Source organism: Mesorhizobium sp. WSM4807, assembly GCF_055811615.1.
In genome coordinates this window covers 1-24,355 of the sequence record NZ_JBVVQY010000025.1, presented here as the reverse complement: position 1 = coordinate 24,355, position 24,355 = coordinate 1, and the positions used below count along the sequence as shown (strand labels likewise).

Sequence of the window (24,355 nt, the reverse complement as noted above, 5' to 3'; positions counted from 1 at the left end):
TTGCCGGCGGCCGGGTGAGGCGCGCGTCAGTAGCTCTGATTGAGTTCGTCCGCCGCCGGAATTTCCCGCTCACGCCGTGCGATGTAGTCGCGTAGGGCCTCGTCTTTGGCCTCGTCGAGCTTCGGTTCCTGGTATTCAGACAGCAGCCTGCGGGCATGCTTCAAAGCGCGCTTCGTGGTATCGAGGCCGCCCTCGGCCTGCCACTGTTCGACCGAGTTGTTGTCGAACAGCTCGGGCATGAAGTACGCGGTCTGGAAATTCTCCTGCGTATGCGGATGGCCCAGATAGTGTCCGCCCGGGCCGACATCCGGTATCGCAGAAAGTGCCTGATCGAAGTCGTCCCATTTGGGACCCTCGGCCATTCGGTAGGCCATGGCGCATTGCTCGGCATCGACAACGAATTTTGCGACCGAGCAGTGCATTCCGGCCTCATTCCAGCCCGCCGAATGCCAGATGTAGTTCGCCCCCGCGTGAAGAACGGCCGAGAGGGTCGTCGCACTCTCATAGCCTGCCTGCGCATCGAAGGTCTTGGCCCCGCCGAGCAGGCTCGACGTGCGCCAGGGCACGTCATAATGCCGCGCCATTTGCCCGATCATGAAGTTCATCAGGGAAATCTCGGGCGTACCCGCCATTGGCGCACCGGATTTCATGCTGACTGTCGACAGGTAATGGCCATAGATGGCCGGCGTGCCCTTGCGGATAACCTGGGTGTAGGCCAACGCCGAAAGCGCCTCGGCATTCAGCTGTGCGACGGTCGCAGGAACGGAGGCCGGAGTGTTGGCTCCGCCGAGCACGAAGGGCGAGCACAAGACAGGCTGATTGCGCCGGCAGAAGGCCCGCATCGCGCCCAGCATCACCTCATCCCAGACCAGCGGCGAATTGCCGTTGCAGTTGCCGGTGGTGACGGGATGCTCCTCCATGAAGTCCTCGCCGAAGAGGATCGCACACATCTCCATCACGTCTTCGGCGTTCTTGGGACTGGTCGTCATTCCCATGAACATCTTGTCGGAATGTTTCATCGACGAATAGGTGATGCGCAGGTGCCGCTGGCTGATCGGATGGTCGTAAGGCTCCACGATGTGATGCGCTGACGAGTGCAGCGCGGGCATCATGTGGCTCAGCTTGTGGAACATCGCGAGGTCTTCGAGCATCGGATTGCGCCGGACATCGTCCAGGTCACGCAGATAGGGAGCGCCCGTCATAGGGACGAATACCGAATGCCGCCCGCCGAGGCGTACGTTGTTGGCGGGGTTGCGCGCGTGATAGGTGAAATCCGACGGGATGGTCGAAATGAGTTCGCGCACCAATCCGCGGTCCAGATACACCATCTCCCCCTCGACCTTGGCGCCGGCACGTTTCCAGTCGTCCACCGCGATCGGATCGCGGAAAAGCACGCCGACGTTTTCGAGGATGTCCATGGAGGCGGCGTCGATCCGCTCGACCTGGGAACCACTCATAACCTCACACACGGGGATGCCGCGGGTCAGACCAGGCAGCATCTGAAAGTCGGGTGTCGTGCGCAAGGTCCTTCGGGCCGCCCGTCCACCGGCTCGCGATCTGGGTGTTGCTGCAACTTCGCTCATTCCGGCACCTCCTGGCTCACCCCAGTGTCGCGCTGTTCCGATCGTGCCGCTTGCCGGAATCCGAAATCCGACTGCAGGAAACGACAGTCTACCATGTGCCTGCCCGGCCAGCGTTCGAATGCCGGCCGCATTCTATGCGTCCACCGCAATATGGCCGATCGGATTGGTGCAGCAGGCTAGGATGTATCCTTCCGCAATGTCTTCGTCGGTGATGCCACCGTTGTGCAGCATGTGCACCTGGCCCTCCGCCTTGAAGACCTTGCAGGTTCCGCAAATCCCCATCGTGCAACCCGACGGAATCACCAAACCGGCGGCACGCGCAACGCTGAGCACAGTATCGGTCTCGGTGCATTTGGCGATGATGCCGGACAGGGCGAAGTGAACCTCGGCTGTGTTGTCCCCGTGCGGCACCACATCGGCGGGGACATTCTCGGCCTCCGCCGGCGGGGCATGGAAGCTCTCCTGATGGTAGCGCTCCATATCGTAGCCGAGACCGGCCAGCGCTTCACGGACAGCCCTCATGAAGGGTTCAGGCCCGCAGCAAAACACCTCCCGCTCGAGATAATCCTGCGCCATCAGGCCCAGCATCAGCTGGTTGAACATGCCCCGGTAGCCGGTCCACGGCCGGTATGGATCGGTGCCTTCGACCACCCAATGCAGATCGATGCCGGTGACGCGCGTCGACATCTGCTCCAACCGTTCGCGGAAGACGATCTCGGAGGGACGACGGGCACAATTGACAAAGACGATATCCATCGAGCGCCCGGAATCGTAAAGATGAGTCGTCATCGACATCATCGGCGTTATGCCCGAACCGGCCGAGATGAAGAGATACTTCTCCGCCGGGTGGTGCACGAAGGAGAAGCCGCCTGCCGGACCGATGGCCCGCAACCGCACGCCCGGCCGCAGATAGTCGAACATCCACCGTGTTCCGATGGAATCGGCCTGCGCCTTGACCGTAATCGTCAGGGAGGTCGGGCGCGAGGGGGAAGAGGAGATCGTGTAGGTGCGGTAGAGCGGCCCGTCGGGAAGCGGCAGCTCGAAGGTAAGGAACTGCCCCGGATCGAAGTTGAACAGCGCTCTGGACGGGCTCTGGAAGCAGAAGGTCATGACGTTCGGCGCTTCCGGAAGGAAGGAGACGCATTCAAGGTCTTCGGCGTCTGTCCAGAACTGGAGCCTGGGCTTCCCGGCCGCGCTCATACCCTCACTCCGCCGCGATCTGCATGGGGGTGATGGAACGCTCGAGCCAGCTTGCATACCAGTCCACGAACTGGGTCACGCCGCTTTCCCAATCCGGCGAATAGGGGCCAGGAACATAGGCGGGTGAGAGAATCCCGAGCTGGTTCGTCTCGACGATCTCGCGATCCTCGTCATTCGTCGCGGTCCAGACCTCGGTCAGACGCTTGAGATCATAATCCACGCCCTCCACGGCATCGTTGTGCACCAGCCATGTGGTCGTGACCTCGGTTTCCGTCGGGCTGACCGGCGTGACGCGGAACGTCAGCGAATGGTCGGGCAGGAGATGGTTCCACGCGCTGGGATAGTGGAAGGCGAGCAGGGATCCGGCATCAGGCACCCGCACGCGACCGAGTTGCTTGCGGACCGCGGCCTTGCCATCCATCGTGTAGCTGACAGCCGTTCCCTGAAGCGGCATTCGCGCCAGGCGGAACTGCCCCTCGCCAGCCAGCATGAACTGGGCGGGCGCACCAGCCGCTGCGCAACGGTCGAAATGTGACTGGAGCTTGGCAGAGATCGACCCGTCGGCCGACACGCCCGCGACCTCCGGGTCCAACGGGAAAGACCGGCACAGCGCAGGGTGATTGGCGCTGCAATGGTAGCACTCACGATTGTTTTCCCAGACCAACTTCCAGTTGCCCTTCTCGACGATCGTCGAGCTGTAGGCCACCTTGGCATCCTGGAGATCGTGAACTTCGAGATAGGGCGTCGCCAGCCGCGCGAAGGTTTCGAAGTCTGGCGGGTTGTCGGCCAGGCAGATGTAGATGAGGCCGTTCAGATTGCGCAGACGAACGGGCTTTAGACCATGACTGGCCGGATCGAAATCCGGGCCCATATTGTTCGCCCACACTAGCTTTCCATCCAGATCGTACGTCCACTGGTGGTAGGGACAGACGAGCTTCGCCACATGGCCCTCGCGGGCCTTGCAGATCATCGACCCGCGATGGCGGCAGGAATTGTGGAACGCTCGGATCTCACCATCACGGCCCTTCACGAGGACAATCTGGTAGGCACCGATGCGCATGGTCGCGTAGCTGCCGGCCTTGGAAAGCTGGCAGGCTGGGATCGCGTAGAGCCATTCCTTGTAGAAAATCTCTTCGAGATCGAATTGATAGATCTCCGGCGACACATAGAATGGCTGCTCGAGGGCATGCCCCGGAACACGACGTGAGAGCAGTTCTTGAACGCTTGTCATGGGTGGCAACCCGAGCTTCCGAGTCAAGGATTCAACTGAGCTAATACAATCAGCTCCGGGAATCCCTTTGACAACGGCAGAAAATTTCACCTTGACTTAGATGAAGTAACCTCCGACTCGGCGGGGAGACGACGCCTGCCATCGAAGGGACCCTGATGCCAAGGCCATATGACCTCTCATCGATGACCGCTCTCATCTGCTTCGAGGCTGCCGCCCGCAGTTCGAGCTTCAAGAAAGCTGCACAGGAAATGAACGTGACGCCTGCGGCAGTCAGCCATCAGATCAAGGCGCTCGAGACCGATCTCGGATGCAGTCTGTTCCTGCGTCGGCACCGCGGTGTCGAGTTGACGGAGAAAGGGGCATTTCTGTTCCTTGCGATCCAGCGCGGGTTCGAGACGATTTCCGAAGCTGTCACCCAGCTACGCGACCAACCAGAAGCGGTTGACGTGACCATCGGGACAACCACGGCGATCAGTTCGCTGTGGCTCACGCCGAAGATTTCCGCTTTCTGGAAGCTCCATCCCGCCATCACCGTCTCGCAGATCGTCAGCGACGTGCCCGTAAGGACCAGCCGCTGCGATCTAAGCATCCACTACGGCAATCCTCAGGAGGAAGGCGTCGAGTACCGGAAACTCTTTCAGGATCACATCGTCGCCCTGGGAACGCCGGGCTTCATTGCCGAGCACCGCATTGCGGGGTTGGACGATCTGCTGAAGGCCCCCCTGATTCATTCGAGTGGCGAGGAAACCGACTGGACGACCTGGTCCGACTGGTTTGCGGCGCTTGCACGGCCCGTTCCGAAAGGCCGCGGCTTCCATGTAAACAACTACATGATCGCGCTTCAGGCCGCCCAGGACGATGTCGGTGCCGTATTGGGTTGGGATGGCCTCGTTGGAAGCTTGATGCGGGAGGAGAGGCTTGTGAAGCTTGTGCCTGAAAGCGTTCCTTCACCCAAGGCGTTTTATCTCAAAACTCATCCGCGTGCCTCTTCGAAAGCTCGACTTTTTGCGGACTGGCTCGTCCAAAGCTCTTAAGCGGTTGGGTGGGAAGCTGTCGTCATGTCTAGCGATCTTGGCGCGCTGTGGCGAGCCGGACCTCGGCGAGCTGGTAAAGCCGACACGGCCCGCGGCCGGGGCCTGACGGCATCACGGTCGCAAAGTATCCTCAACAGGCGCTGGCTAGACGCTACGCGTGATGTGGCCGGCGATCATGAGAAGCAGCAGGACGCCAAACCGGAACTCATCGCGGCGCGCGCCATTGTCGCGCTCCGATCGAGAGGACTACGAGCGGTTAAGCTGTGGGTGCCGGTCGATTTTCGCGGCCGTCGAGGTCTGGGAAAGATCGCGGCTGCTTCCAGCCGCCAGGGACAAAATTGCAAACGGTAAAGTTCGACCCCTTCTCTGCCCTCCCTTCTGAGCAGCCATACGGCAATCCGTGACCCAAACCAGCCTCTGCCACGCCGATTTGGCCGCTCGTAAGCGGACCTTCGCCGGAACCGGCATCTCTGACCCTGAGCCGCCCTCCATCAACCCGTTTCTCTATCCGATAGCCGACGTTCGCAGGAACCGGTGCTGTTGACGGAAAGCGGACATTGCAGGGCCACTCGAGCGCGGTCCTGACGAAGGGCATTCGCTTTGGCGGCTTTGCTTGTGGAGTGGCGCGACCTGCTAGTCCCACGCGCCTCGTCGGCGCTAGTCACTGGCGGAGCGAGCGCAATCGGCAAGGTCTAGGCTCCCGCGGCTCGGCACTCCATCAATAGTACGACCGGATGTCACGCGGCTGTGAACTGGGAGTATTGGTTTACGCCTCGCGCTGTGCATCATACCCTCTTCGCAAAATCGGTGCGAAGAGCAGACCCGCTGATAATTCAGCCTGCTGGCCGGAATCACCGGGTCATGATGGAGGCCAACTGATGAATTTCGACAAGATTTCGGCCTGGGCTCCGGAGTGGTTAAGCGTCGTGAGGATCATGTCGGCGCTGCTGTTTCTGGAGCACGGAACTCAAAAGTTCTTCAATTTTCCGCCCGCTCCCGAGCCGATGCAACTGTCGGGGCTTTTTGTGATTCAGGGATTGATCGAGGTGATCGGAGGCGTGCTGCTTGCCCTCGGACTCTTCACCCGGCCCGTCGCGTTCATTCTGTCCGGCAACATGGCGGTCGCCTATTTCATGGCGCACGCGCCGCAAAACTTCTTTCCGGTTGTCAACCAGGGCGACGCGGCGATCCTCTACTGCTTCATTTTCCTGTACTTCTTTTTCGCGGGAGGCGGCGCGTGGAGCGTCGATGCGGCCCGTCGCGGAACCGGCCTCGCGACGCCCTGAATAGGATCGCGAGAGAACCTCCTGGGCGGCTTCCAGCGGAGCACGTCCTGCAAGGGTGTCGAAGAGCATATGCTGTTGCCCTAGGTGGAAATGATAAGAAGTTTCGGCTCCGCTGATCGTCGCTTTCGGGGCGCCAGACGGTCTCAAGAATGGCCGCGTTGGGCGGATCGAGACCTTCGTCGTGGTCTGCGCAAATGTTCGGAAGTGGCGCGACCGCGCCCATTGCCATGGTCCACTTCATCGGGCAGTGCAATTCGGTAACGCCTGAACCAAATCCTTCGGGGCGGCTTCGGGTTAGGCGTTACAATTCATGAGCTCACATCGGGCGCTGCGGCTGTGGAGGGCGGCATGAGAGAAAGACCATGCCTAGTTGGAACAGAGGCCACATAGTCGGCCAAGGGCGGCCGGTACAGTTCGAGATCACAGAGCAGACCCGAGCCGCCGTCGGTGCATGGATAAGCTGCCGCCACCTCGCCGAAAGGGATTTCCTATTCCCGCGTCGGGTTCGGGCAAAGCCGCACATATCAACAAGGCAGTATGGGCGGATCGTAGACAAATGGGTGGCCAGCATCGGCCTCGACCCGAAACGGTACGGCACGCACTCGATGAGGCGGACCAAGGCGTCGCAGATCTACAAGGAGATCAGCAATATCCGAGCCGTGCAACTGCTTCTTGGTCATACAAAGCTGGAGAGCACCGTGCGCTACCTGGGCATTGAAGTCGACGACGCATTGGCGATCTCTGAGCAGGTTGAACTCTGACACACAAGGGAGCGGCGCTTTCGCAAAGCGTCGTTCCTGACCCTAACCCGTCCTTTTCAGCCTTATCATGAATGTCGCGCATGCTTGTAAATCAGACATTGCGCTGGCGCGGTTCGAGCGCTCCAGTTAATTCGAGCATCTGATAGCCGGCCAAGAGTGTGATCAGAGATCCGACAACCCGCAATGGCGTCCTTTCCGCAATGCCTTGACCATCTATCCCGACAGCGGTGCCGCAATAACGCCTCCAGCGATCAGGCCGGCGACCGAAGTTGGGTTGTCGCAGAATCCGCCGGCGTGCTTTCAACGGCCGGTAAAACAGAATGCATTGGTTTAAAGGGCGGCCATGGGCACTTCCGCGAGATTGCTCCCAGCGGTTGTCGGTGCTAAATTTGGTAGAAGCTGCCGCACTGATGTTGTCCGAGTGCGCCGCCTGCCGCCGCCGATGTGTTCTTGGAGTGGCCTAAAGAGTGGCAGGGTTTGGAGACCGGGACGATGAGCTTGACGCGCCGCGATGTGCTGATCGCCGGGAGTGTGGGGGTTGCCGCGTTCTTCTCGCCGCGGAGCGCGCGTGCGAACGATGAAGCGCTGGATCTCGTCAAGCAGTTCACCGGACGGACGGCCACGGTGTCGGATCGCCTTCACCTGATAATGCCGGCGGACTTCCCGACCGGCTACACCGTGCCCATGAGTCTTTACATCGATAGCCCCATGACCGAGGCCGACCATGTGAGGCAGATGCGCGTGTTCGCGCCGCGGAACCCGCTCATCGAAGTGGCCAGTTTCCACTTCGTCCCGCAACGCAGTCTGCCCCGCGTGTCGACACGCATCCGGCTTGCCAAACCGCAACACGTCGTCGCTGTCGCTGAAATGAATGACGGCATCTTGCTGATGACCACGACGTGGGTCCGTGTCGCTACGGATGGCTGTGCCTGAGATCGGAGAGAGACAGTGACCACCCCGACACCACGCGTGATCGTGCCAAATGCTGCGGCGAAGGGGGAGATTTTTCAGGTCAAGACCATCATCAGCCATGAGATGGAAACGGGGCTACGCCATGATGATCAAGGCAATGTAATCCCGCGCAAGATCATCAACAAGTTTGTCTGCCGCTACAACGAAACCGTGGTGTTCAGTGTCGATCTTCACGAGGCGATTTCGGCCAACCCGTTCTTCGAATTTTCTTTGCGCGCGACGGAGAGCGGCCGGCTCGATTTTGTCTGGGAAGAAGACGGCGGTGCCGTCCATATGTTGTCGCACCAGTTCACGGTGGGTTGAGGTGGCGACGCAATCGAGCTGCGCGAATTATAGCGTGACAAGTTGAGTGGGAGCGTGACCGGAAAACTGCGAAACAGACGGGTATTCAGCATGCGCCCCGTCGCGAGATCTGCGATTGCCACGGGCCTCGTGCTGCTCTTCAGCCAATCCGGCGCGGCGGCGGGGCCCGATCAAGGCGCTCAACTCGCCGCAACCTGTGCGTCCTGCCATCGTCTCGATGGCGGCGGCACAGGCATTCCCAGCATCATCGGGCTTGGTGAGGAGAGGCTCACCAACGCCCTGCTTGCCTACCGGGCGAGCGAGAGTCCAAATCACATCATGCACGTTATCGCGCTGTCGCTCAGCGACGAGGAGATCGCGAGCGTCGCGCGCTATGTCGCAGCGCAGGGGAGTAACCCGCGATGAAATCCTGGACTCGTCGCGAGTTCGGACGCCTCACCGGAGCAGCGTTGCTAACGGCGCTCAACCAGCCGAAGGCGCGGGGCCAGGCCAAGGCGCGTGTCGTCGTGATCGGCGGCGGCATCGGCGGCGCAACGGTCGCCAGATATCTCGCCGCCAGCGCCACGGCTATCGAGGTGACCCTGGTTGAACCGCGGCAGAGCTACGCGACCTGTTTCTTCAGCAATCTCTATCTCGCCGGGCTGCGCCCGTTCGAATTGCTCAGTCATGGTTATGAAGCGCTGGCAAAACAATATGGTGTCATCGTCATTCATGAGTCCGCCGCGGCGATTCACCCGGCGGCGAGAACCGTTGCGCTCAACAACGGTTCAAAGCTCAGCTACGACCGTCTCGTTGTTGCGCCAGGCATCGCATTCAGGGATCGGGCGCTTGAGGGCTATGACGAAGCGGCGATGGAGATCATGCCGCACGCCTGGAATGCAGGGCAGCAAACCAGGCTGTTGCGCCAGCAACTGGAAAGCATGGAGGACGGCGGGCTGTTCGTGCTGGTTGCTCCGCCGAATCCGTTTCGCTGCCCGCCCGCCCCCTACGAGCGCGCTTCGCTCGTCGCATCCTATTTCCAACGCCGCAAGCCCAGGGCCAAAATTCTGATCCTCGATGCGAAAGACAGCTTCAACGCGCAGGACCTGTTCCAGGACGCCTGGAACCGCCACTATCCGGGAATGATCGAATGGCTACCGGCCCAGTTCACTGGCGGGGTCACGGCAATCGACGCGAAGACCCGGTCGGTGATCACCGCGGGAGCAACATTCAAGACCGCGGTGGCCAATGTTATCCCGGCGCAAATGGCCGGGCGCTTGGCGCAGCAGGCGGGGCTCGCCAATCGGTCGGGCTGGTGTCCGGTCGATCCGGTCACCTTCGAATCGGCGCTGCAGCCCGGCGTCCATCTGGTCGGTGACGCGATTATCGGCGGGGATATGCCGAAATCCGCCTTCTGCGCCAACAGCCAGGCCAAAGCCTGCGCCTTTGCCATCGCGGCCGATCTCACCGGATCAGCGCGTTTCCCGGCGCATTTGTTCAACACCTGCTACACCTATCTCGCCCCCGACGATGCGTTCAGCAACGCCATCAGCTTCAAGCCCGTCGACGGGAAGCTCAAGAGCGTCATCAGCTTCGTCAGCAAGGTCGAGGAAAGCTCCGAGGTCCGCCGGCAGGCTGCGCGCGCGGCGGAAGGCTGGTATGACGCCTTCACGCACGACGTGTTTGGCTGAAACGAAACTCAACTCCGCTCGACGGCCGGGCCGGCCATTGCCGAAATGCCGGCGCCATCGTGGGCACGCTCCACCTCGGCGCCGGATCGTTGCTCCGGGATCAGCGCTGGAACAGGATCAGGCAGCCGCTCCAGCCGCAGCGAATTCACCACCACGAGGATGCTCGAGCCGGCCATGACCGCCGCCGCAAGGATTGGCTGCAGAAGTCCGAATGCTGCGAAAGTCAGCGCGACGAGATTGTAGCCGAACGCCCACATAAGGTTGGTCAAGATGGTCCTGCGAACCGCACGGGCCACGTCTACGACCCAGGGCAGCATCCACAATCCGTCCGCAGGCAACACGAGAGCCGCGGTCTCGCGGGCAAGATCGGTGGCGGAGCCGACGGCGATACCGACATCCGCTGTCGCCAGGACCGGACCGTCGTTGAGGCCATCGCCGACCATCGCCACCACATCATAGTCGTGGCGGAGCCGATCGAGGGCCAGCCGTTTGGCCTCCGGCGAAAGGCCCGCTTGGACGTCCTTGATCCCGACCAGGGCCGCGACCCGCTCCGCCGCCGGCGCCAGGTCGCCGGTCAACAGCGTGGCGTCGAGCCCGCGCTCACGCAGTGCTGCGATCGCCGCCTGCGCCTCGGGAAGCGGCGAATCATCGAGCGACAGCACCGCGTGAACCCGCTCGCCCCAACCGACATAGACCACCGAATGACCGCTCGCCTCCCGCGACCGCGCACGTTCGGCCAGTGCAGGGGGAAGCGGCCAGTCCAGATCATTCATCAATCGGCCGTTCCCCGCCGCCATGGGCACGCCATTTGCGCTGCCACGGATGCCACGACCGGGAACCGCCCGGACATCGCGGATGACGAGCGGCGTGATGCCGCGCTGAGCGGCTGCCGCCGCGATGGCTCGTGCCAGATCATGTTCGGAATGGCGCTCCAGACCGGCGGCGCGCGCCAGCACTTCGTCGATGCCGACCTCGTCGCGGTCGATGCCGACGAGACGGGCCTTTCCCGCCGTCAGAGTGCCGGTCTTGTCGAAAGCTAGCAACCGTACACGCGCGAGGGTCTCGATCACGCCGGGGTCGCGGACGAGGCAACCGTGTCGCGCCAGCCGGCCAATGCCGAGCGATGTCGCCATCGGAGCGGCCAGGCCTACGGCACAAGGACAGGCAACCACCAGTACCGAAAGGCCAATCAGCAACGCCCGATCGAACGGCAATGACTGCGCCCAGTAGACGATCGTCAGCCCGGCGAGGGCGAGGACGAGCGGCACGGCCACGCCAACGACGCGATCGGCAAGGCGTTGGGTTGGACTGCGACGGCCCAGCGCTTCGCGCACCGACCGGCAAATCTGTGCCCAGCGGGTTGCGGTTCCGTCACCGCTGCTTTGGATCAGGAGCGGGCCGTCGATATTGATACTGCCGGCAATCACCTTGGAGCCGGCGCCCTTTGTCACTTGCCGGCTTTCTCCGGTGATCACGGCTTCATCGGTGTTCGATTCCCCCTCGACAACCACGCCGTCGACTGGAATGCGCTCGCCTGGCCGGACCCGAACCAGCATGCCGGCCGTCACCTCCCGCACTGGGCGGCGGATCTCTGCCGCGCCATCGACAACTGTTGCGCTCTCGCTTTCGGCGGCGAGGAGCGGTTCGAGGTCGCGCGCCGCCCTGGCGCGGCCAACGGCCTCGAGATAGCGGCCAACGGTGAACAGCATCAGCACCATCACGGCGGTGTCGAAATAGACGTGCGTGCTGCCCTCGAACACGGCAAATGCCGAATAAAGATAGGCGGCAGCGACGCCAAGCACGATGAGTGCTGATGATGTCACGCGTCCCTGAATACCATCGAGCCACATTTCACGAAAATAGGGGCTGCCGAGAATCAGCACCGCCGGCGTCGCGAAGATCCAGAGCACAAGATGAATCCACGGGAGCACGCCCGCATCGACGCCGGTGAAAGCGTCCGAATAGAGGAGGAGGCTGAACATCATGATATTCATGGAGAGAAAGCCGCCCACGCCGAGCTGGATCAGCAGCCAGGCGGCCTCCCACTCTTCGTGTCTGCCGCTCTTCACCTGAAAGGCGATGCAACAGCCGTAGCAGCAGAACGCGCAAGCTTCCCCGTTGAGCCTGCGCTCCATCGGGCGCGGGCCGATGGGCAGCGAGCAATGGCTACACAGGATATCGCCATGCGCAGTCATGCGGGATGTCCGCCCAGCCAGGCAAGGCCGATATGCGCGTCGGAAGGCAGCAGACCACGGCCGAGCGTGATGACGCCGAGCAAAAGAATAAAGCCGCCGGCCAGCCTAACGCCGCGCAGCCGCCAGGCTGGCCCGAGAACCTGGCCAACGCCGCCCATCATCAACATCGCGGGAAAGGTTCCCAATCCAAACGACGCCATGACGAGAAAGCCGGGAAGCGCTCCGGCGGTGCTCGCCGCCTGGGCGGCGAAGGCATAGACGAGAGGACATGGCAGGAAGCCGTTGAACAGGCCAAAGGCGAGCGGCGCGGCGCTGCTCCGGGCCGTCAGCAGACTGCGCAGGGACATTGCAAATGTGCTGCCGCCAAATCCGATGGCAAGGCGATGAAAAACCTGCAGCAAGCCGAAGAACTGCAACGCCATGGCAATCATGAGCAGGCCGGCGACAATCGCGAGAATTCGCTGGGCGATGTCGAGGGAGTCGTTCAAGAGCGGCGGCGCCATTGAACCTTGCGTGGTGCAGATGACCTGACCGAGCGCGCCCGCCAGCCCGCCCAGAAAGCAATAGGTTGTCAATCGGCCGGTATTATAGAGCAGGTGGCGAAGGACAGTTGCGCCACCACCTCGCTGATCGCGGCCCAGCGCGCAGGCAAAGCCGCCGCACATGCCGATGCAGTGAAAGCTGCCCGCGAACCCAGCGGCGAAGATCACGAGGTAATAGGTCATAGGCGTTTTCGCAGCGCCGCGTCCGCGTCGCTATTGCCGCACAAGATAGACAAGAAAGATGATAAAGCCGACGGTGCAGCCGCCATAGATGAGGAAGCCGAGCATCTGTGGCAAGCCGGCGTCAGCGAGCTTGAAAACCGTGTCCTGTAGCATCCGCTGCTCCTATGTCAGCCGAAATAAAGACGAAGCACGTTTACCGCCACCTCGAAAGCCAGGAAAAGGAGGTTCAATGCGGCGACCCCAAGGAGAATTTTGGCTACCAACATCTCCATCACTCCTGCCTTACCAGCTCTTGCGACAGTCTTCTTAGAACAGACGGCCGGGGCCGAGCCCGCCCCAATAAACATACATGTAATACAGCCCCCAGGCGAACAGCAGCACGTACACGACGAGAAGCCATAGCGGAATGAAGCCCACACGCGCCTGTATCAGGCCGCCGGCATAGTCCTCCAGTTCAGGGTGCGAGCTTTGACGCACGTCCAGTTCCGGGTGCGTCGGGCTCTCCGGATCGCTGCTCTGCAGATCGCTCATTCTCCATCTCCCTTTCAAAAAAGCCGTTGGCGGCTTTGTCGGTGCCGCTCAACGCGCCGGATAGGACGCCCCAGATGAACAAGAACAGGGCCGCCAGGCTCATCATCATGGCGCCCGCATATGGTCCAGTGACTTCAAAACCGAGCATGCGCTAACCTCCGGCCGGTGCCTGTTTCTCGCCAGGCGGCGCTGGCGGGCCGGACGCCGGCACCGACGGATCGGGCACATAGGCTCGCTCAGGCTTGTCAGCGACCAGTTCCAGATCGTTCAGCGCCGCGCGGGCCTCCTGCTTGATCGACAGCGGCTGCAGCGAGAGCGGGTCTTTATAGGCGGAAAGCGCCACCACGAAATAGGAAAGTGCCCACCGGTCCTCGTCCGGAAAGGAATCCCGATAGGACGGCATCGGCGTGCCGCTGAGGCCGGTAGTTATCGTCCGGAAGATGTCTTCGACGGCCGGGCCAGACTTGAATTGGCCGCTGGTGAGGTCGGCCGGCGGGGTGGCGAACCCGATATCATCCTTGAGGCCGGCAGCCTTCTCGCCGTCGCCCTTGCCGCCTTGGCCGTGGCACTCCCAGCACTTCGCCACCTGCCAAACCTCCTTACCACGGTCCAGCATCGTCTGGGACGGGGTCGGCGGGCGCCCGATATACAACGGTGGGCCAGGCGGCTCCTCGACGAAGAAAGCGTAAGGACTGGCGGGGTCGGAACGGTCAACCGCCAGCTCATACTTGATGTACTGGATCACCGCCAGCCGATCGTTGAGCGGCAGTTCGTACCAAGGGGGCATTGCCGTGCCGCGGATGCCGCGAGTAATGGTGCGCAGCATGTCGCCGTCCGTGGGCAGGGGCTCCTTTGTCAACCTGAACTTGAAGACTGCGGACGTGAAGTCCCTGGGCCGCTGGTTAAACAAAAAGGTGGCGGCCGGCCCGTTGCCGTCGCCTTTGGCACCGTGGCAACCGATGCAGCGGCGCTCATAGACTTCCTTGCCATAAGCAATCCATTCCTCGGAGCGCGGCATCGTCGCATCCATGACCTCCAGGCTTTGCGGCTCGAAAAGATCGCGCCATTTACCCCGGTTCGTGCCGAGCTTCTGGACGTAGGAAACGAGCGCCGCCAGCGTTTCCGTCTCCGCCGCGATGCTGACGGTTTCTCCTGTGTATTCTTCGTTCGGCGTCAGGATGATCGGCTTTCTTTTGCGCGCCTTCAGCGGCACGAACAGCAACCCGTACGCATTCGGCGTCAGCTGGATCGCTTGCTGGCTGTCGAAGTCGAAAAGGCCTTCGGTGACCTCTGTCCTTTCCAGGGTCCGACCGCCAGCGCCGTCGTCAACGATACGGACGGCTGCATCGGGCTCGTGGAAGAGACCGCGATACGGCGCCATTATCGAGTCCGGCACCAGCATCCGCGGATTGTAGAAGTGCGCCAGGTGCCATTCGTCGCTGTATTTCAGGCCGACGCGCGTCAGGTCCGGCCCGATCCGGCGTGTGCCTAACAGGTGCGGCACGTCATAGGCGTATTCGCCCGCCTCGCTGACCGGTCCCCAGCGGCGGATCTCGCCGGTCACCGGCCGCACGAATTGCGAATGGCAGTACCAGCAGCCTTCGCGCAGGTAAATGTTGCGGCCGCGACGCTGCTGCTCGGTGTAGTCCGTCGCCTCTGAAACCGTCCATTTCAGCTGGCCGAAATCCGTGCGCACCACCGAGGTCACGCGCGTAGTTCGCGAGGACGGCTCCACGAAGGGCAGCACGCCCTGCGTGACCACCGCAAGGGTGATGCAAAAGACGCCGGCGAACAGCGCGAAGAAGCGAACGTTCACTGCGCGGGCCCTCCCGCCGGGGCCGGGATAGGCGCCTCGACCGACCCGCGGGCGCGTCGCGCCTCAGCCGCCGGGCTGGTCAGTGCGGTCAGCATCAGATTCACCACCAGCAGCGACATACCGATATCCATGCTGATGCCTGCCAGGGTCCGCGCCAGCCAGTAGGGCTTCACCCAGACGAGCGAGTCGAGCCATTCGACCCCATTCATCCATTGATAACCCTGCTGCAGCCCGCCCGCTGTGAGAACCAGGCCCATGGTCGTGATGCCGACGGTGATCAGCCAGAACGACCAGTTGCCGAGCTTGAAGGACCAGAGTTCGCGCCCGAACAGCCGCGGCCAAGTATAGACGAGGCCCCCCATCGCCCAGACGACGAAGGTGCCGAACACGGTGAGATGCGAATGCGAGATGACGAAATCGGTGAAATGGGTCGGCTGCTGCAGCTGCCGCAGCGCCTCGGTCGAGCCCTGGAAGCAGCCGACGAGATACATGAGCGAGCCCATGATCAGGAACTTCGCCGGCAAGTTCCTGCCGAACTCATGCCACTTGCCCATCATGGTGCCAAAGAAATTCACCAGCACCGTCCACACCGGAATGATCAGCAGCATCGATGTGACGACGGCCAAGGTCTCGGCCCAGTCCGCGATCGGGCTGTAGAGGTAATGGTGGATGCCGACGAACGGGTAAAACAATGCCAGGGACCAGAAGCCTACCAGCGAGAGCTTATGGGCATAGAGCGGATTTCGCGCGCTGATCGGCAGGAAATAGTAGATGATCACGTAGCCCGCGGGCGTTAGCCACAGCCCGACGATGTAGTGGAGATAGAGGCCATGGAAGGCGGCGCTGTTGATGCCCGAGATCGTGTACGGCAGGATGAAGCTTCCAAGCACGAAGTTCATCGTCGTCCACACGAAAGTGGCGATCAAGTACCATAGCGCGACATAGATCGCCGGCTCGAGCCTTCGACTGATCGTGATCAGGAATTGCGCGGTAGCAACAGCCACTACGATGAAGAATGCGACCTTCGCATAGAGCGGAAACTCTCCGGCTTCCAAACCGTCACTGTCGCCGAACAGCAAGCCGACCAAACCGGCAAGCGTTGCGATGTTCCAGACCCATGCGAGAAGAACCGACCAATCCGACCATATCACCCGCACCCCCGACAGACGCGGCACGAGATAATAGCAAAGGCCGATGAAAAGCGTCGAGAAGGCGCCGAAGATGACACCGTTGACGTGGACCGGGCGCAGCCGGCCGAAGGTGAGCTCGAGGTTCCCCGATCCGAGATAGTCGGGGTAGTTGAAGGTGCTCGAAATCAAGACGCCGACGGATGGCGTCACCATCAGCCAGAACATTCCGAAATAAAGCCAGGTCCGCACGACCCGGTTGTCGACCAGCGCATCCAGGTCCACATTCGCGAACTTGCCGCGCAACTCCATCCCAGTCTCTGCCAACGCATAGACCTCCCCGCGCGGTTCCCGGGCCGCACCATTGCTTCAACCCCACCGATCGAGGTGTCACGCCGATGGCGGACGCGCTCCCGTGAAGCCGATATCCCGGTTATCGACGAGACTAGTACTTGCCTGGCACCAACACCGAGCCGGTGTTCGACCAGGTGATGTACGCCTCGAGCGCCTTCATCGCCTCCGATTCGGGATCGATCTTCTCGCCCTGGTTCGGTTTCTCGATGCACCAGTTGATCATGTCGCGCAGTGTCGCGAACTTGGCCATCGACGCCTGGAACTTCGGGAACGCCTGCGGATGGGTATCGGAGGCCATCGGATGGCACATGGCGCAAGCCCACCCGGTGGTCGACAGCTTGACGCCCAACTGCTCCGCCATCGCCGCATCACCGTGGAACAGGAGGTCTCCCTTCCTGACCTCCTCCATGAACGCTTCTTGATAGAGTTTCAGCTGCTTTGGCGTCACCGGATCCTTGTTGGCACTGGCCGGCCCGACGACGGCAGCTGCGACGACTGCTCCTGCGACGGTGGAACGCCTCAGAATGCAGAGGAATGTCGATGTGTTTATCATAGCCACCACCCTTTATGGATTTTCCCACGGGTACTGATTGTCGGCGATGCGTGGCCGTATGACCTCCCCAATGCTCTTGTCGTGGTCCTCCGGCGACTGGACGAACACCTCCTTGCGGCCCCACATGATGTACTCGACATCGACTTTGTCGTCGGCGTTCACATTCACGGTTTCCCAACCGACCCCATCGAAGTGATCGCCGGGGTCGGCCCGGATCATCGGCTTGGTCAGCTTGGGCACGCCTTCCGGCGCATACGGCCACGGCCAGGAGGTCGCCAGCATGCCAATCGAGCGCATGCTGCCGATCTCGTTGTAGAGCACCTGGTGCACGTGACCGTGGATGTTGGTGACCTTGGTATAAGGCTTCAGCACGTCATTCACTTCGCGCCAGTCGCGCACCCAGAAATTCCAGGGCGGGTAGTACTCGTACAGCGGATTATGGCTGAAGATGACGATCGGCTTGGACTTATCCCAATCGGCGAGTGTCTTCTGCATCCAGTCGAGTTGCTCGCGGCCGACGCCGGCCCACGCGCCGGCAACCGTGCCGTCGAGGGTAGCCATGTGGCCCATGCGCTCCTCTGGCGTCATCTTCTTCGCTGTCCAGTAGTCCGGTCCCCGGCTGACCGTATCGAGCCCGATGAAGCGCACGCCTTTGTGATCGAAGGTCCAGTTGGGTTGGCCGAACAACTCGCCCCACTTCTTGCCCATATCCAGATACCAGTCATGCTCGCCCGGGATGTAGTACTTCTTGATCTTCAGATCCTTGAGGAGCTCAACGCCAAGCTCAAGTTCCTCGATCTTTCCGAGCTGGGCCAGGTCGCCGCCGAAGATCAGGAAGTCGGCTGGCGGATCCATGGCCTGGACCTCTTGCACGGCGCGCACCACCTTGTCGACGAAGCGCGTGTTGAGGGATCTCTCGTAGAGATGGGTGTCCGAAATCCAGGCAAACTTGAAGGGCGCTTCGGCGGCGTGAGCGACGTCGATGGTGTTGAGCAGCGGCCACCACGCGAAGGTCTGGCCGACGGAAGCAGCGCCGAACAGCAGCGATCTGTGAATGAAGGTGCGGCGGGTGATTTGGAGCGAGTCGTCGGGCCGTACTCCAGGCGGCTGCAGCACCGCATGCATTTCGCGCCGAATGCGGTCAAGCTCGTCAGACATCAGTTCCTCCTCAGTGCAGACCGTTTCTTAAAGCGTCGGTCTTCTCACAGGAACGCGACCCCATTGAATCAGTGGGTCGCCCATTTTCTTATTTTTTCAGTTCAATCGTCAGACTGGTGGCCTTATTCTCCTGTACCGTTACGGGCTGCTCGATGGGCCCGGTGAAGGGGTGGATCGCCACGAGCTTGTAGTTCCCAGGCGGAACATCGGTTATGCTGAACTTGCCATCGGCGCCGGTGACCGCATAGTAGGGATTGTCCACCACATAGACCCAGCCTTCCATCCAGCCATGCGCGTCGCAGTCGATGCGGACAGTGCCGGCCCGCTTCAGTTCGACGGGTATCCGCTGGCCCTTATTGGGCAGCGCCAGGTTGAAGGCGGTGCGCTTGCCATAATACCCGTGGGTGTTGTGGAGCATTGGGTCGCTGTTGACCACCTCCAGCGAACCAGCCGGTATCATCTGAACCGCGGGCTCAAAGCGACATTTGAGGTTGTTAAGCTCAGGCGGCTTTCCGGGCTCTGGCCAGGCCTTTCCCTGTGCCACGTCGACCAGCTGCACCGCCGCGTTCAGCACGGCCTGATCGCTGCCGACTTCGATCAGCGGCTCCTCGCGGGGGTCGCCGCACACCTCGATATCCTTGGTGGGGATGATCTTTGTTGTCGGCACGTCGCCGCGGTAGACGATCGTACCCTCAATCGTTCCGCCTGCCGTGACCGGACCCACTTCGTAGGCTTGCGCAGTCGCGGACATCATCGCAACGACAGCGATCGTCGCAAGCCCGCTCATCAATTCGCGAATGGTCATAGACGCCACCTCCTTCATTAGGATGAGGGGCAACTTTTAAAAATAGGGCCATACCAGCACCATGTCTAGCCATTCAGCAAAAAAATATGATAAGGTTCGGCAGTTTAGGCGAGTTTGCTAGTTGCAAACATCGCGGGGTTTTGGAGCGTCTTTCTCGAGGTACCGGAGGTACTTGATGAGCCGACGGCATGAACTCCTCGCTCCGGGCCTACGGTCCCCCATATCCCGCTTCTGCATCATATTCGCAGCGGCCCTGTCGATCTGCCAACCGCTGGCGCGGAGTGACACGCCCGTGACGGTCGGCGGCTCATTCACGCTTACGGCGCCGGACGGAACGACGGTCACCGATGAGACTTATCGCGGCAAATGGCTGCTGGTTTTCTTCGGCTATACTTCTTGTCCCGACATCTGTCCGACGACGCTGTCATCAATCGCCGCGGCGATTGAGGAACTCGGCCCCGACGCCGCAAAACTGCAACCGCTCTTCATCACTGTCGATCCCGGACGCGACACGCCTGAGGTGATGGGAAGCTTTACCGCGGCGTTCGATCCGCGCATCGTGGGACTGACGGGCAGCCCGCAGCAGATCGCTGCGGTTTCGGAGGCATATGGCGCCTATGGTGTGGCGCGCCAGGGCGAGGCGGGCGGTGACGACTATCTAATGGATCACGGCACCCACATCTACATCATGAACCCACAGGGGCAATTCGTGGAGGGGCTAGACTCTGACACACCAAGCAGCGGCATTGCCGCTACGTTGGGTGAACTGGTGCGATGATACGAGCCCTGGGATGACGGAGATCACGATTATGCAGTTGATCGATCCATAGAAAGTTGTCATCCGGAAGGAGAGCGGCCATGCAAAGACATACAAAGGAAGCTTCGGAGCTTAAGGCATTGATCCTCGCGGATCTTCATAAGGAGCCGGGATGCGGGCACGTCACCGATTTTGTGATTCAGCGGCTCGAATCCAAGGAGAACGGGGCAAACTGGACTGTCAAATATCTGGATCCTAATCAAGATAAGGTCTGCGAGACGATTCTGATAAACATCGCGCGAATGTTGCAGCTCAATTTCGACCTTCCTGAACGCGGGTCGTGAGGAACGATGCGAGCGGGATCGGCGCGCATCGCGCTTCGACATAATTCGTATGCAAGCAGGGGAATCGGGCGATGGCGGAACCCACAGCGTTGCACACCGGCAAACCTGGCGGCGTAAAGAACGTCATTGCGCCGCGGCGATTTGGACCTCCGATGACCGGAGATGCGGGCGATATGGCCGATGGGCAAGGCCGTATCTTGGAGCCAGGCAATACGAGTTATGACGGTTTCTTTGCAGATGCGATCGCGCGTCTGCAGGAGGAACGGCGCTACCGTGTGTTCGCGGACCTTGAGCGCATCGCCGGACGCTTTCCCAATGCCGTGTGGCATTCCCCGCATGGACCGAAGGACGTCGTGATCTGGTGCTCCAACGACTATCTGGGGATGGGACAACACCCAAAAGTGGTCGCCGCCATGGTGGAGACTGCTACCCGCCTGGGAACGGGGGCCGGCGGGACGCGCAATATCTCCGGCACCAGCCATCCGCTCGTAGAGCTCGAGGGCGAGCTTGCCGATCTCCACGGCAAGGAGGCAGCACTGGTCTTCACGTCCGGCTATGTTTCGAACCAGACTGGCATCTCGACCATCGCCAAGCTGATCCCCGGCTGTCTGATCCTGTCCGATGCGCTCAACCACAATTCGATGATCGAGGGCATCCGCCAGTCCGGTACGGAGAAGACCATCTTCCGCCACAACGACGTCGATCATCTCGAGGAATTGTTGAAGATGGCGGGTCCGGATCGGCCAAAACTCATCGTCTTCGAAAGTCTCTATTCGATGGGCGGCGACGTCGCGCCAATCAATCGCATTTGCGATATCGCCGATCGTTACGGCGCAATGACCTATCTCGACGAGGTCCATGCTGTGGGCATGTACGGCCCTCGCGGCGCCGGCATCGCCGCGCGCGACGGCGCCATGAACCGGATCGATGTGATCGAAGGCACGCTCGCCAAGGCCTTCGGCTGCCTCGGCGGCTATATCACGGGAAGTGCTGTGCTGATCGATGCGGTTCGTTCCTATGCTCCGGGTTTCATCTTCACCACTGCGTTGCCGCCGGCGATCTGCGCCGCGGCCACAGCGGCGATCCGGCATCTGAAAACCTCGCAGTGGGAGCGCAAGCGCCAGCAGGACCGCGTCCGGCGGGTCAAGGCGGCGCTGGGTGCCGCTGCGCTGCCGGTCATCCTGAGCGACACCCATATCGTTCCGGTGGCAGTCGGCGATCCGGCGCATTGCAAAGCGGCGAGCGACCTGCTGCTGAGCGATCACGACATCTATATCCAGCCGATCAATTATCCGACCGTGGCGAAGGGAACTGAGCGGCTGCGCATCACGCCGACACCCTGTCATGAGGACATCATGATTGATCGGCTCGCGGCAGCTTTGTTCGATGTCTGGAATCGGCTCGGGCTGCCACGGGACAATCTCGCCTGAGCGGCCGAATGAAGCTTCGCCGTTCCCCGAAGATTAGGTCTTAAGGATCAAGGAAATGGCTGCCAAGGAGATCATGTTTTCGTTCGAGGCTCGCGACAGTATGCTGCGCGGCATTGACACCCTGGCGAATGCGGTGAGCGTCACGCTTGGCCCGCGGGGGCGCAACGTCGCGATCGGCAGGGAGCACGGCGCGCCGCGGGTCACGAAGGACGGCGTGACCGTCGCCAGGGAAATCGAACTCGACAACAAGTTCGAGAACATGGGCGCCCAGATGGTGCGCGAGATAGCAACAAAAACCTCCTATCAGGCCGGCGACGGCACGACCACCGCCGTGGTGCTCGCGCATGCGATCGCCCGGGAGGGCGCCAAGGCGGTGGCCGCCGGCATGAATCCCATGGACCTGAAGCGCGGCATCGATCTCGCGGTCGAAGCCGTCGTCGCGGAACTCAAAAACAACGCCACGAAGGTCACCTCGAACGTCGAGATTGCGCAGATCGGCACCATCTCGGCCAACGGCGACAGGGAGATCGGCCGCTGCCTCGCCGACGCCATGAAAAGGGTCGGCAATGACGGCGTGATCACTGTCGAGGACGGGACGTCGCTCGAAACCGAACTCGAATTCGTCGAGGGCATGCAGTTCGACCGCGGCTATATCTCGCCCCATTTCATCACCAATCGCGCAAAGATGCGGGTCGAGATGCAGGATGCCTATGTCCTCATCAGCGAGAAGAAACTGTCCAGTCTGAACGAAACACTGCCGCTGCTGGAGAACGTGGTGCAGGCCGGCAAGCCCCTGCTCATCATCGCCGAGGATGTCGAGAGTGAGGTGATTGCGGCGCTGGTGGTCAACAAGTTGCGCGGCGCTCTCAAGGTTGCAGCCGTGAAGGCGCCGGCCTACGGAAACCGCCGCAAGGCGATGCTGCAGGATCTCGCGCTGATGACCGGCGGAACGGTGATCTCCGAGGATTTGGGCATCAAGCTCGAACATGCTTCCCTCGATATGCTCGGGCGCACCAAGAAGGTGATGATCGACAAGGCAAACACCACGATCGTCGGCGGCGCCGGCGAGCGGGAAAGAATCGAGGCCCGCATCGCCGAGATCAAGCTCGAGCTTGCGGAAACCACCTCCGATTTCGACCGCGAGAACCTCCAGGAGCGGCTGGCCAGGCTCGCCGGTGGCGTCGCCGTTATCCGGGTCGGCGGTGCAACCGAAGTCGAGGTCAGGGAGAAGAAGGATCGCATCGATGACGCGATGAACGCGACAAGAGCCGCGGTTGCAGAGGGCATTCTCCCCGGCGGTGGGGTCGCCTTGCTGCGCGCCGGCAGGGCGCTCAAGAAGCTCAAGGGCAGCAACGAGGACCAGCAGGTCGGCATCGCGATCGTGAGGAAGGCGATCACGTGGCCGGCTCGGCAAATCGCGATCAATGCCGGCCTGGAAGGCTCGGTCGTCATCGCCCGGATCCTCGAAAACGACGACAACGCCTATGGCTATGATGCCCAATCGGGCGTGTACGGGGATCTGGTGTCAAAGGGCATCATCGACCCGGTCAAGGTGGTGCGAACGGCGCTGCAGGGCGCAGCCTCGGTGGCAGGCCTCCTCATCATGACGGAGGCCATGGTGGCCGAAGTGCCTGGCCCGCCGCCGCCGGAGCTTCCCGGTCACGAGCATCATCATCACGATATGGATTTGGATTTCTGACCGCTTCGCGGTCGTAATCCGGGCTCGCGGCCGTCAACAATGATCTCGCCCGCTATCGAGGTGAGACAAGTCGTCGAGGATCACGGTATCCAAGGTCGGCTCATGGCGCTACTTCGTGTTCGAGAACCGGAAGGATTGACCCGCTCGCGACCTTCGCCATACCCAGCACGAACGTCATGTGTTGGGCCAATTTCAGTCGTCAACTAGCCTGCCAATCTGCCAATTGGGAGTACCGCCGAACTAGCGAGCCGATCTCGGATGTGGAGAGGTGCCATGTTGAGGGGTGCGTGCCTGTGCGGCAGTGTCAGCGTCGAGGTCACAGGTCCAATTGAACATCAGCCTGAAGCTTGCCATTGCAGGATGTGTCGGAGGCAGTCTGGCCATGTCCTCGCTGCTGTGAATGTCCGGCGCGACGCGCTCTCAGTCGTGGGTGAACAGCACGTCCGTTGGTACCGATCATCCGACAAAGTCGAACGTGGGTTCTGTTCTGAGTGCGGCTCGACGTTGTTCTGGAAGCCCACGATTGAAGGCTACCAGCTCACAGCGGTCGCGATGGGTCTATTCGATGGCCCGACCGGCTTGCATCTCTCCAAACACACATTTGTCGGGGACAAGGGCGACTACTATGAGATCACAGACGGTCTACCGCAGAGCGACAGCTACTGACCGCTCGCTTTTCTAATGAGTGAACGGCCGAAGTCGGACCGCCCCGGTCGTTCAATGCCTGCGATGGAACGACCGTTCATGGCGTGCGCCGTGACAAGGCGGCGCTTTCCAGTGGGTGCAAGTCCCACCCGGCAAGATGCTCCAGCCGGAAGCAA

The 24,355-nt window shown here is 61.4% G+C and carries 23 protein-coding genes and 1 pseudogene; 12 read left to right on the top strand and 12 right to left on the bottom strand.

Annotation, left to right across the window (positions count from 1 at the left end):
• Positions 1–26: 26 nt before the first annotated feature.
• The 3 genes from AC0L3N_RS25845 to AC0L3N_RS25835 form a co-directional block, all read right to left on the bottom strand.
• The gene (locus AC0L3N_RS25845; protein WP_473550264.1) at positions 27–1,583 is read right to left on the bottom strand and encodes a trimethylamine methyltransferase family protein; all 1,557 of its coding nucleotides are present in this window, start codon (positions 1,581–1,583) and stop codon (positions 27–29) included.
• 132 nt (positions 1,584–1,715) lie between these two features.
• Positions 1,716–2,783, bottom strand: a complete 1,068-nt coding sequence (locus tag AC0L3N_RS25840; protein ID WP_473550262.1) for an FAD-binding oxidoreductase — start codon at positions 2,781–2,783, stop codon at positions 1,716–1,718.
• Positions 2,784–2,787: 4 nt separating this feature from the next.
• Positions 2,788–4,014, bottom strand: coding sequence for an aromatic ring-hydroxylating oxygenase subunit alpha (locus AC0L3N_RS25835; RefSeq protein WP_473550342.1), 1,227 nt, complete (start codon positions 4,012–4,014; stop codon positions 2,788–2,790).
• Positions 4,015–4,169: 155 nt separating this feature from the next.
• On the opposite strand from AC0L3N_RS25835, the gene AC0L3N_RS25830 reads away from it, so the two are divergent.
• The 7 genes and pseudogenes from AC0L3N_RS25830 to AC0L3N_RS25800 all read left to right on the top strand — a co-directional run bounded on the left by AC0L3N_RS25830 (position 4,170) and on the right by AC0L3N_RS25800 (position 10,040).
• On the top strand, positions 4,170–5,048 hold the full coding sequence (locus tag AC0L3N_RS25830; protein WP_473550261.1) for a LysR substrate-binding domain-containing protein: 879 nt from the start codon (positions 4,170–4,172) through the stop codon (positions 5,046–5,048).
• Between the two features lie 875 nt (positions 5,049–5,923).
• Complete coding sequence (locus AC0L3N_RS25825) at positions 5,924–6,334, top strand: DoxX family protein (RefSeq protein ID WP_123148058.1); 411 nt, start codon at positions 5,924–5,926, stop codon at positions 6,332–6,334.
• Between the two features lie 398 nt (positions 6,335–6,732).
• Positions 6,733–7,095, top strand: a pseudogene (locus AC0L3N_RS25820) (tyrosine-type recombinase/integrase); the annotation flags it as partial.
• A 492-nt stretch (positions 7,096–7,587) separates the two neighbouring features.
• A complete protein-coding gene (locus AC0L3N_RS25815; RefSeq protein WP_473550260.1) occupies positions 7,588–8,028 on the top strand; it encodes a thiosulfate oxidation carrier protein SoxY in 441 nt (146 codons plus the stop codon).
• Between the two features lie 15 nt (positions 8,029–8,043).
• The gene (gene soxZ / locus AC0L3N_RS25810) at positions 8,044–8,370 is read left to right on the top strand and encodes a thiosulfate oxidation carrier complex protein SoxZ (protein WP_208867669.1); all 327 of its coding nucleotides are present in this window, start codon (positions 8,044–8,046) and stop codon (positions 8,368–8,370) included.
• Positions 8,371–8,424: 54 nt separating this feature from the next.
• Positions 8,425–8,775, top strand: a complete 351-nt coding sequence (locus AC0L3N_RS25805) for a c-type cytochrome (RefSeq protein ID WP_244602777.1) — start codon at positions 8,425–8,427, stop codon at positions 8,773–8,775.
• On the top strand, positions 8,772–10,040 hold the full coding sequence (locus tag AC0L3N_RS25800; RefSeq protein WP_473550258.1) for an FCSD flavin-binding domain-containing protein: 1,269 nt from the start codon (positions 8,772–8,774) through the stop codon (positions 10,038–10,040). Before AC0L3N_RS25805 ends, AC0L3N_RS25800 begins: the two co-directional genes overlap by 4 nt.
• A gap of 8 nt (positions 10,041–10,048) precedes the next feature.
• Here AC0L3N_RS25800 and AC0L3N_RS25795 read toward each other — a convergent pair whose 3' ends face one another.
• The 9 genes from AC0L3N_RS25795 to AC0L3N_RS25755 form a co-directional block, all read right to left on the bottom strand.
• A complete protein-coding gene (locus tag AC0L3N_RS25795) occupies positions 10,049–12,235 on the bottom strand; it encodes a heavy metal translocating P-type ATPase (protein WP_473550257.1) in 2,187 nt (728 codons plus the stop codon).
• Positions 12,232–12,960 (bottom strand): sulfite exporter TauE/SafE family protein, encoded by a 729-nt coding sequence (locus AC0L3N_RS25790; RefSeq protein WP_473550255.1) that lies wholly within the window; start codon positions 12,958–12,960, stop codon positions 12,232–12,234. The genes AC0L3N_RS25795 and AC0L3N_RS25790 overlap by 4 nt, the downstream gene beginning before the upstream one ends.
• Positions 12,961–12,990: 30 nt before the next feature.
• The gene (locus tag AC0L3N_RS25785) at positions 12,991–13,113 is read right to left on the bottom strand and encodes a hypothetical protein (RefSeq protein WP_023798301.1); all 123 of its coding nucleotides are present in this window, start codon (positions 13,111–13,113) and stop codon (positions 12,991–12,993) included.
• A 153-nt stretch (positions 13,114–13,266) separates the two neighbouring features.
• A complete protein-coding gene (locus tag AC0L3N_RS25780; protein ID WP_023718671.1) occupies positions 13,267–13,491 on the bottom strand; it encodes a hypothetical protein in 225 nt (74 codons plus the stop codon).
• A 151-nt stretch (positions 13,492–13,642) separates the two neighbouring features.
• Entirely contained in the window at positions 13,643–15,307 is a 1,665-nt protein-coding gene (locus AC0L3N_RS25775) for a cbb3-type cytochrome c oxidase subunit II (protein WP_473550254.1), read from the bottom strand.
• Complete coding sequence (locus AC0L3N_RS25770; RefSeq protein ID WP_473550340.1) at positions 15,304–16,746, bottom strand: cbb3-type cytochrome c oxidase subunit I; 1,443 nt, start codon at positions 16,744–16,746, stop codon at positions 15,304–15,306. Before AC0L3N_RS25770 ends, AC0L3N_RS25775 begins: the two co-directional genes overlap by 4 nt.
• Positions 16,747–16,879: 133 nt before the next feature.
• Positions 16,880–17,341 (bottom strand): c-type cytochrome, encoded by a 462-nt coding sequence (locus AC0L3N_RS25765; protein ID WP_236370590.1) that lies wholly within the window; start codon positions 17,339–17,341, stop codon positions 16,880–16,882.
• 12 nt (positions 17,342–17,353) lie between these two features.
• Positions 17,354–18,499 (bottom strand): metallophosphoesterase family protein, encoded by a 1,146-nt coding sequence (locus tag AC0L3N_RS25760; protein ID WP_473550253.1) that lies wholly within the window; start codon positions 18,497–18,499, stop codon positions 17,354–17,356.
• Between the two features lie 88 nt (positions 18,500–18,587).
• On the bottom strand, positions 18,588–19,286 hold the full coding sequence (locus AC0L3N_RS25755; protein WP_473550339.1) for a carboxypeptidase regulatory-like domain-containing protein: 699 nt from the start codon (positions 19,284–19,286) through the stop codon (positions 18,588–18,590).
• A 193-nt stretch (positions 19,287–19,479) separates the two neighbouring features.
• Here AC0L3N_RS25755 and AC0L3N_RS25750 point away from each other — a divergent pair, with 193 nt between their 5' ends.
• From AC0L3N_RS25750 to AC0L3N_RS25730, 5 genes are all read left to right on the top strand, one after another.
• Positions 19,480–20,082 carry an SCO family protein gene (locus tag AC0L3N_RS25750; RefSeq protein ID WP_473550251.1) on the top strand — a complete coding sequence of 201 codons (603 nt, stop codon included), beginning with the start codon at positions 19,480–19,482 and terminating at the stop codon, positions 20,080–20,082.
• A gap of 80 nt (positions 20,083–20,162) precedes the next feature.
• On the top strand, positions 20,163–20,405 hold the full coding sequence (locus AC0L3N_RS25745) for a hypothetical protein (protein ID WP_192363790.1): 243 nt from the start codon (positions 20,163–20,165) through the stop codon (positions 20,403–20,405).
• Between the two features lie 173 nt (positions 20,406–20,578).
• Entirely contained in the window at positions 20,579–21,835 is a 1,257-nt protein-coding gene (gene hemA / locus AC0L3N_RS25740; RefSeq protein ID WP_473550338.1) for a 5-aminolevulinate synthase, read from the top strand.
• Positions 21,836–21,890: 55 nt separating this feature from the next.
• Positions 21,891–23,534, top strand: a complete 1,644-nt coding sequence (groL, locus tag AC0L3N_RS25735) for a chaperonin GroEL (RefSeq protein ID WP_123148008.1) — start codon at positions 21,891–21,893, stop codon at positions 23,532–23,534.
• A 273-nt stretch (positions 23,535–23,807) separates the two neighbouring features.
• Positions 23,808–24,200 (top strand): GFA family protein, encoded by a 393-nt coding sequence (locus AC0L3N_RS25730; protein ID WP_473550249.1) that lies wholly within the window; start codon positions 23,808–23,810, stop codon positions 24,198–24,200.
• Positions 24,201–24,355 lie beyond the last annotated feature (155 nt).

Excerpts from the sequence above, each read along its gene's own strand:
- AC0L3N_RS25770 (WP_473550340.1), bottom strand. The coding sequence starts at position 16,746 with ATGGAGTTGCGCGGCAAGTTCGCGAATGTGGACCTGGATGCGCTGGTC.
- AC0L3N_RS25840 (WP_473550262.1), bottom strand. The coding sequence starts at position 2,783 with ATGAGCGCGGCCGGGAAGCCCAGGCTCCAGTTCTGGACAGACGCCGAA.
- AC0L3N_RS25780 (WP_023718671.1), bottom strand. The coding sequence starts at position 13,491 with ATGAGCGATCTGCAGAGCAGCGATCCGGAGAGCCCGACGCACCCGGAA.
- AC0L3N_RS25795 (WP_473550257.1), bottom strand. The coding sequence starts at position 12,235 with ATGACTGCGCATGGCGATATCCTGTGTAGCCATTGCTCGCTGCCCATC.
- AC0L3N_RS25730 (WP_473550249.1), top strand. The coding sequence starts at position 23,808 with ATGTTGAGGGGTGCGTGCCTGTGCGGCAGTGTCAGCGTCGAGGTCACA.
- AC0L3N_RS25765 (WP_236370590.1), bottom strand. The coding sequence starts at position 17,341 with ATGATAAACACATCGACATTCCTCTGCATTCTGAGGCGTTCCACCGTC.
- AC0L3N_RS25845 (WP_473550264.1), bottom strand. The coding sequence starts at position 1,583 with ATGAGCGAAGTTGCAGCAACACCCAGATCGCGAGCCGGTGGACGGGCG.
- AC0L3N_RS25755 (WP_473550339.1), bottom strand. The coding sequence starts at position 19,286 with ATGAGCGGGCTTGCGACGATCGCTGTCGTTGCGATGATGTCCGCGACT.
- AC0L3N_RS25790 (WP_473550255.1), bottom strand. The coding sequence starts at position 12,960 with ATGACCTATTACCTCGTGATCTTCGCCGCTGGGTTCGCGGGCAGCTTT.
- AC0L3N_RS25750 (WP_473550251.1), top strand. The coding sequence starts at position 19,480 with ATGAGCCGACGGCATGAACTCCTCGCTCCGGGCCTACGGTCCCCCATA.
- hemA (WP_473550338.1), top strand. The coding sequence starts at position 20,579 with ATGGCCGATGGGCAAGGCCGTATCTTGGAGCCAGGCAATACGAGTTAT.
- AC0L3N_RS25830 (WP_473550261.1), top strand. The coding sequence starts at position 4,170 with ATGCCAAGGCCATATGACCTCTCATCGATGACCGCTCTCATCTGCTTC.
- AC0L3N_RS25785 (WP_023798301.1), bottom strand. The coding sequence starts at position 13,113 with ATGCTACAGGACACGGTTTTCAAGCTCGCTGACGCCGGCTTGCCACAG.
- AC0L3N_RS25815 (WP_473550260.1), top strand. The coding sequence starts at position 7,588 with ATGAGCTTGACGCGCCGCGATGTGCTGATCGCCGGGAGTGTGGGGGTT.
- groL (WP_123148008.1), top strand. The coding sequence starts at position 21,891 with ATGGCTGCCAAGGAGATCATGTTTTCGTTCGAGGCTCGCGACAGTATG.
- AC0L3N_RS25745 (WP_192363790.1), top strand. The coding sequence starts at position 20,163 with ATGCAAAGACATACAAAGGAAGCTTCGGAGCTTAAGGCATTGATCCTC.
- AC0L3N_RS25760 (WP_473550253.1), bottom strand. The coding sequence starts at position 18,499 with ATGTCTGACGAGCTTGACCGCATTCGGCGCGAAATGCATGCGGTGCTG.
- AC0L3N_RS25800 (WP_473550258.1), top strand. The coding sequence starts at position 8,772 with ATGAAATCCTGGACTCGTCGCGAGTTCGGACGCCTCACCGGAGCAGCG.
- AC0L3N_RS25835 (WP_473550342.1), bottom strand. The coding sequence starts at position 4,014 with ATGACAAGCGTTCAAGAACTGCTCTCACGTCGTGTTCCGGGGCATGCC.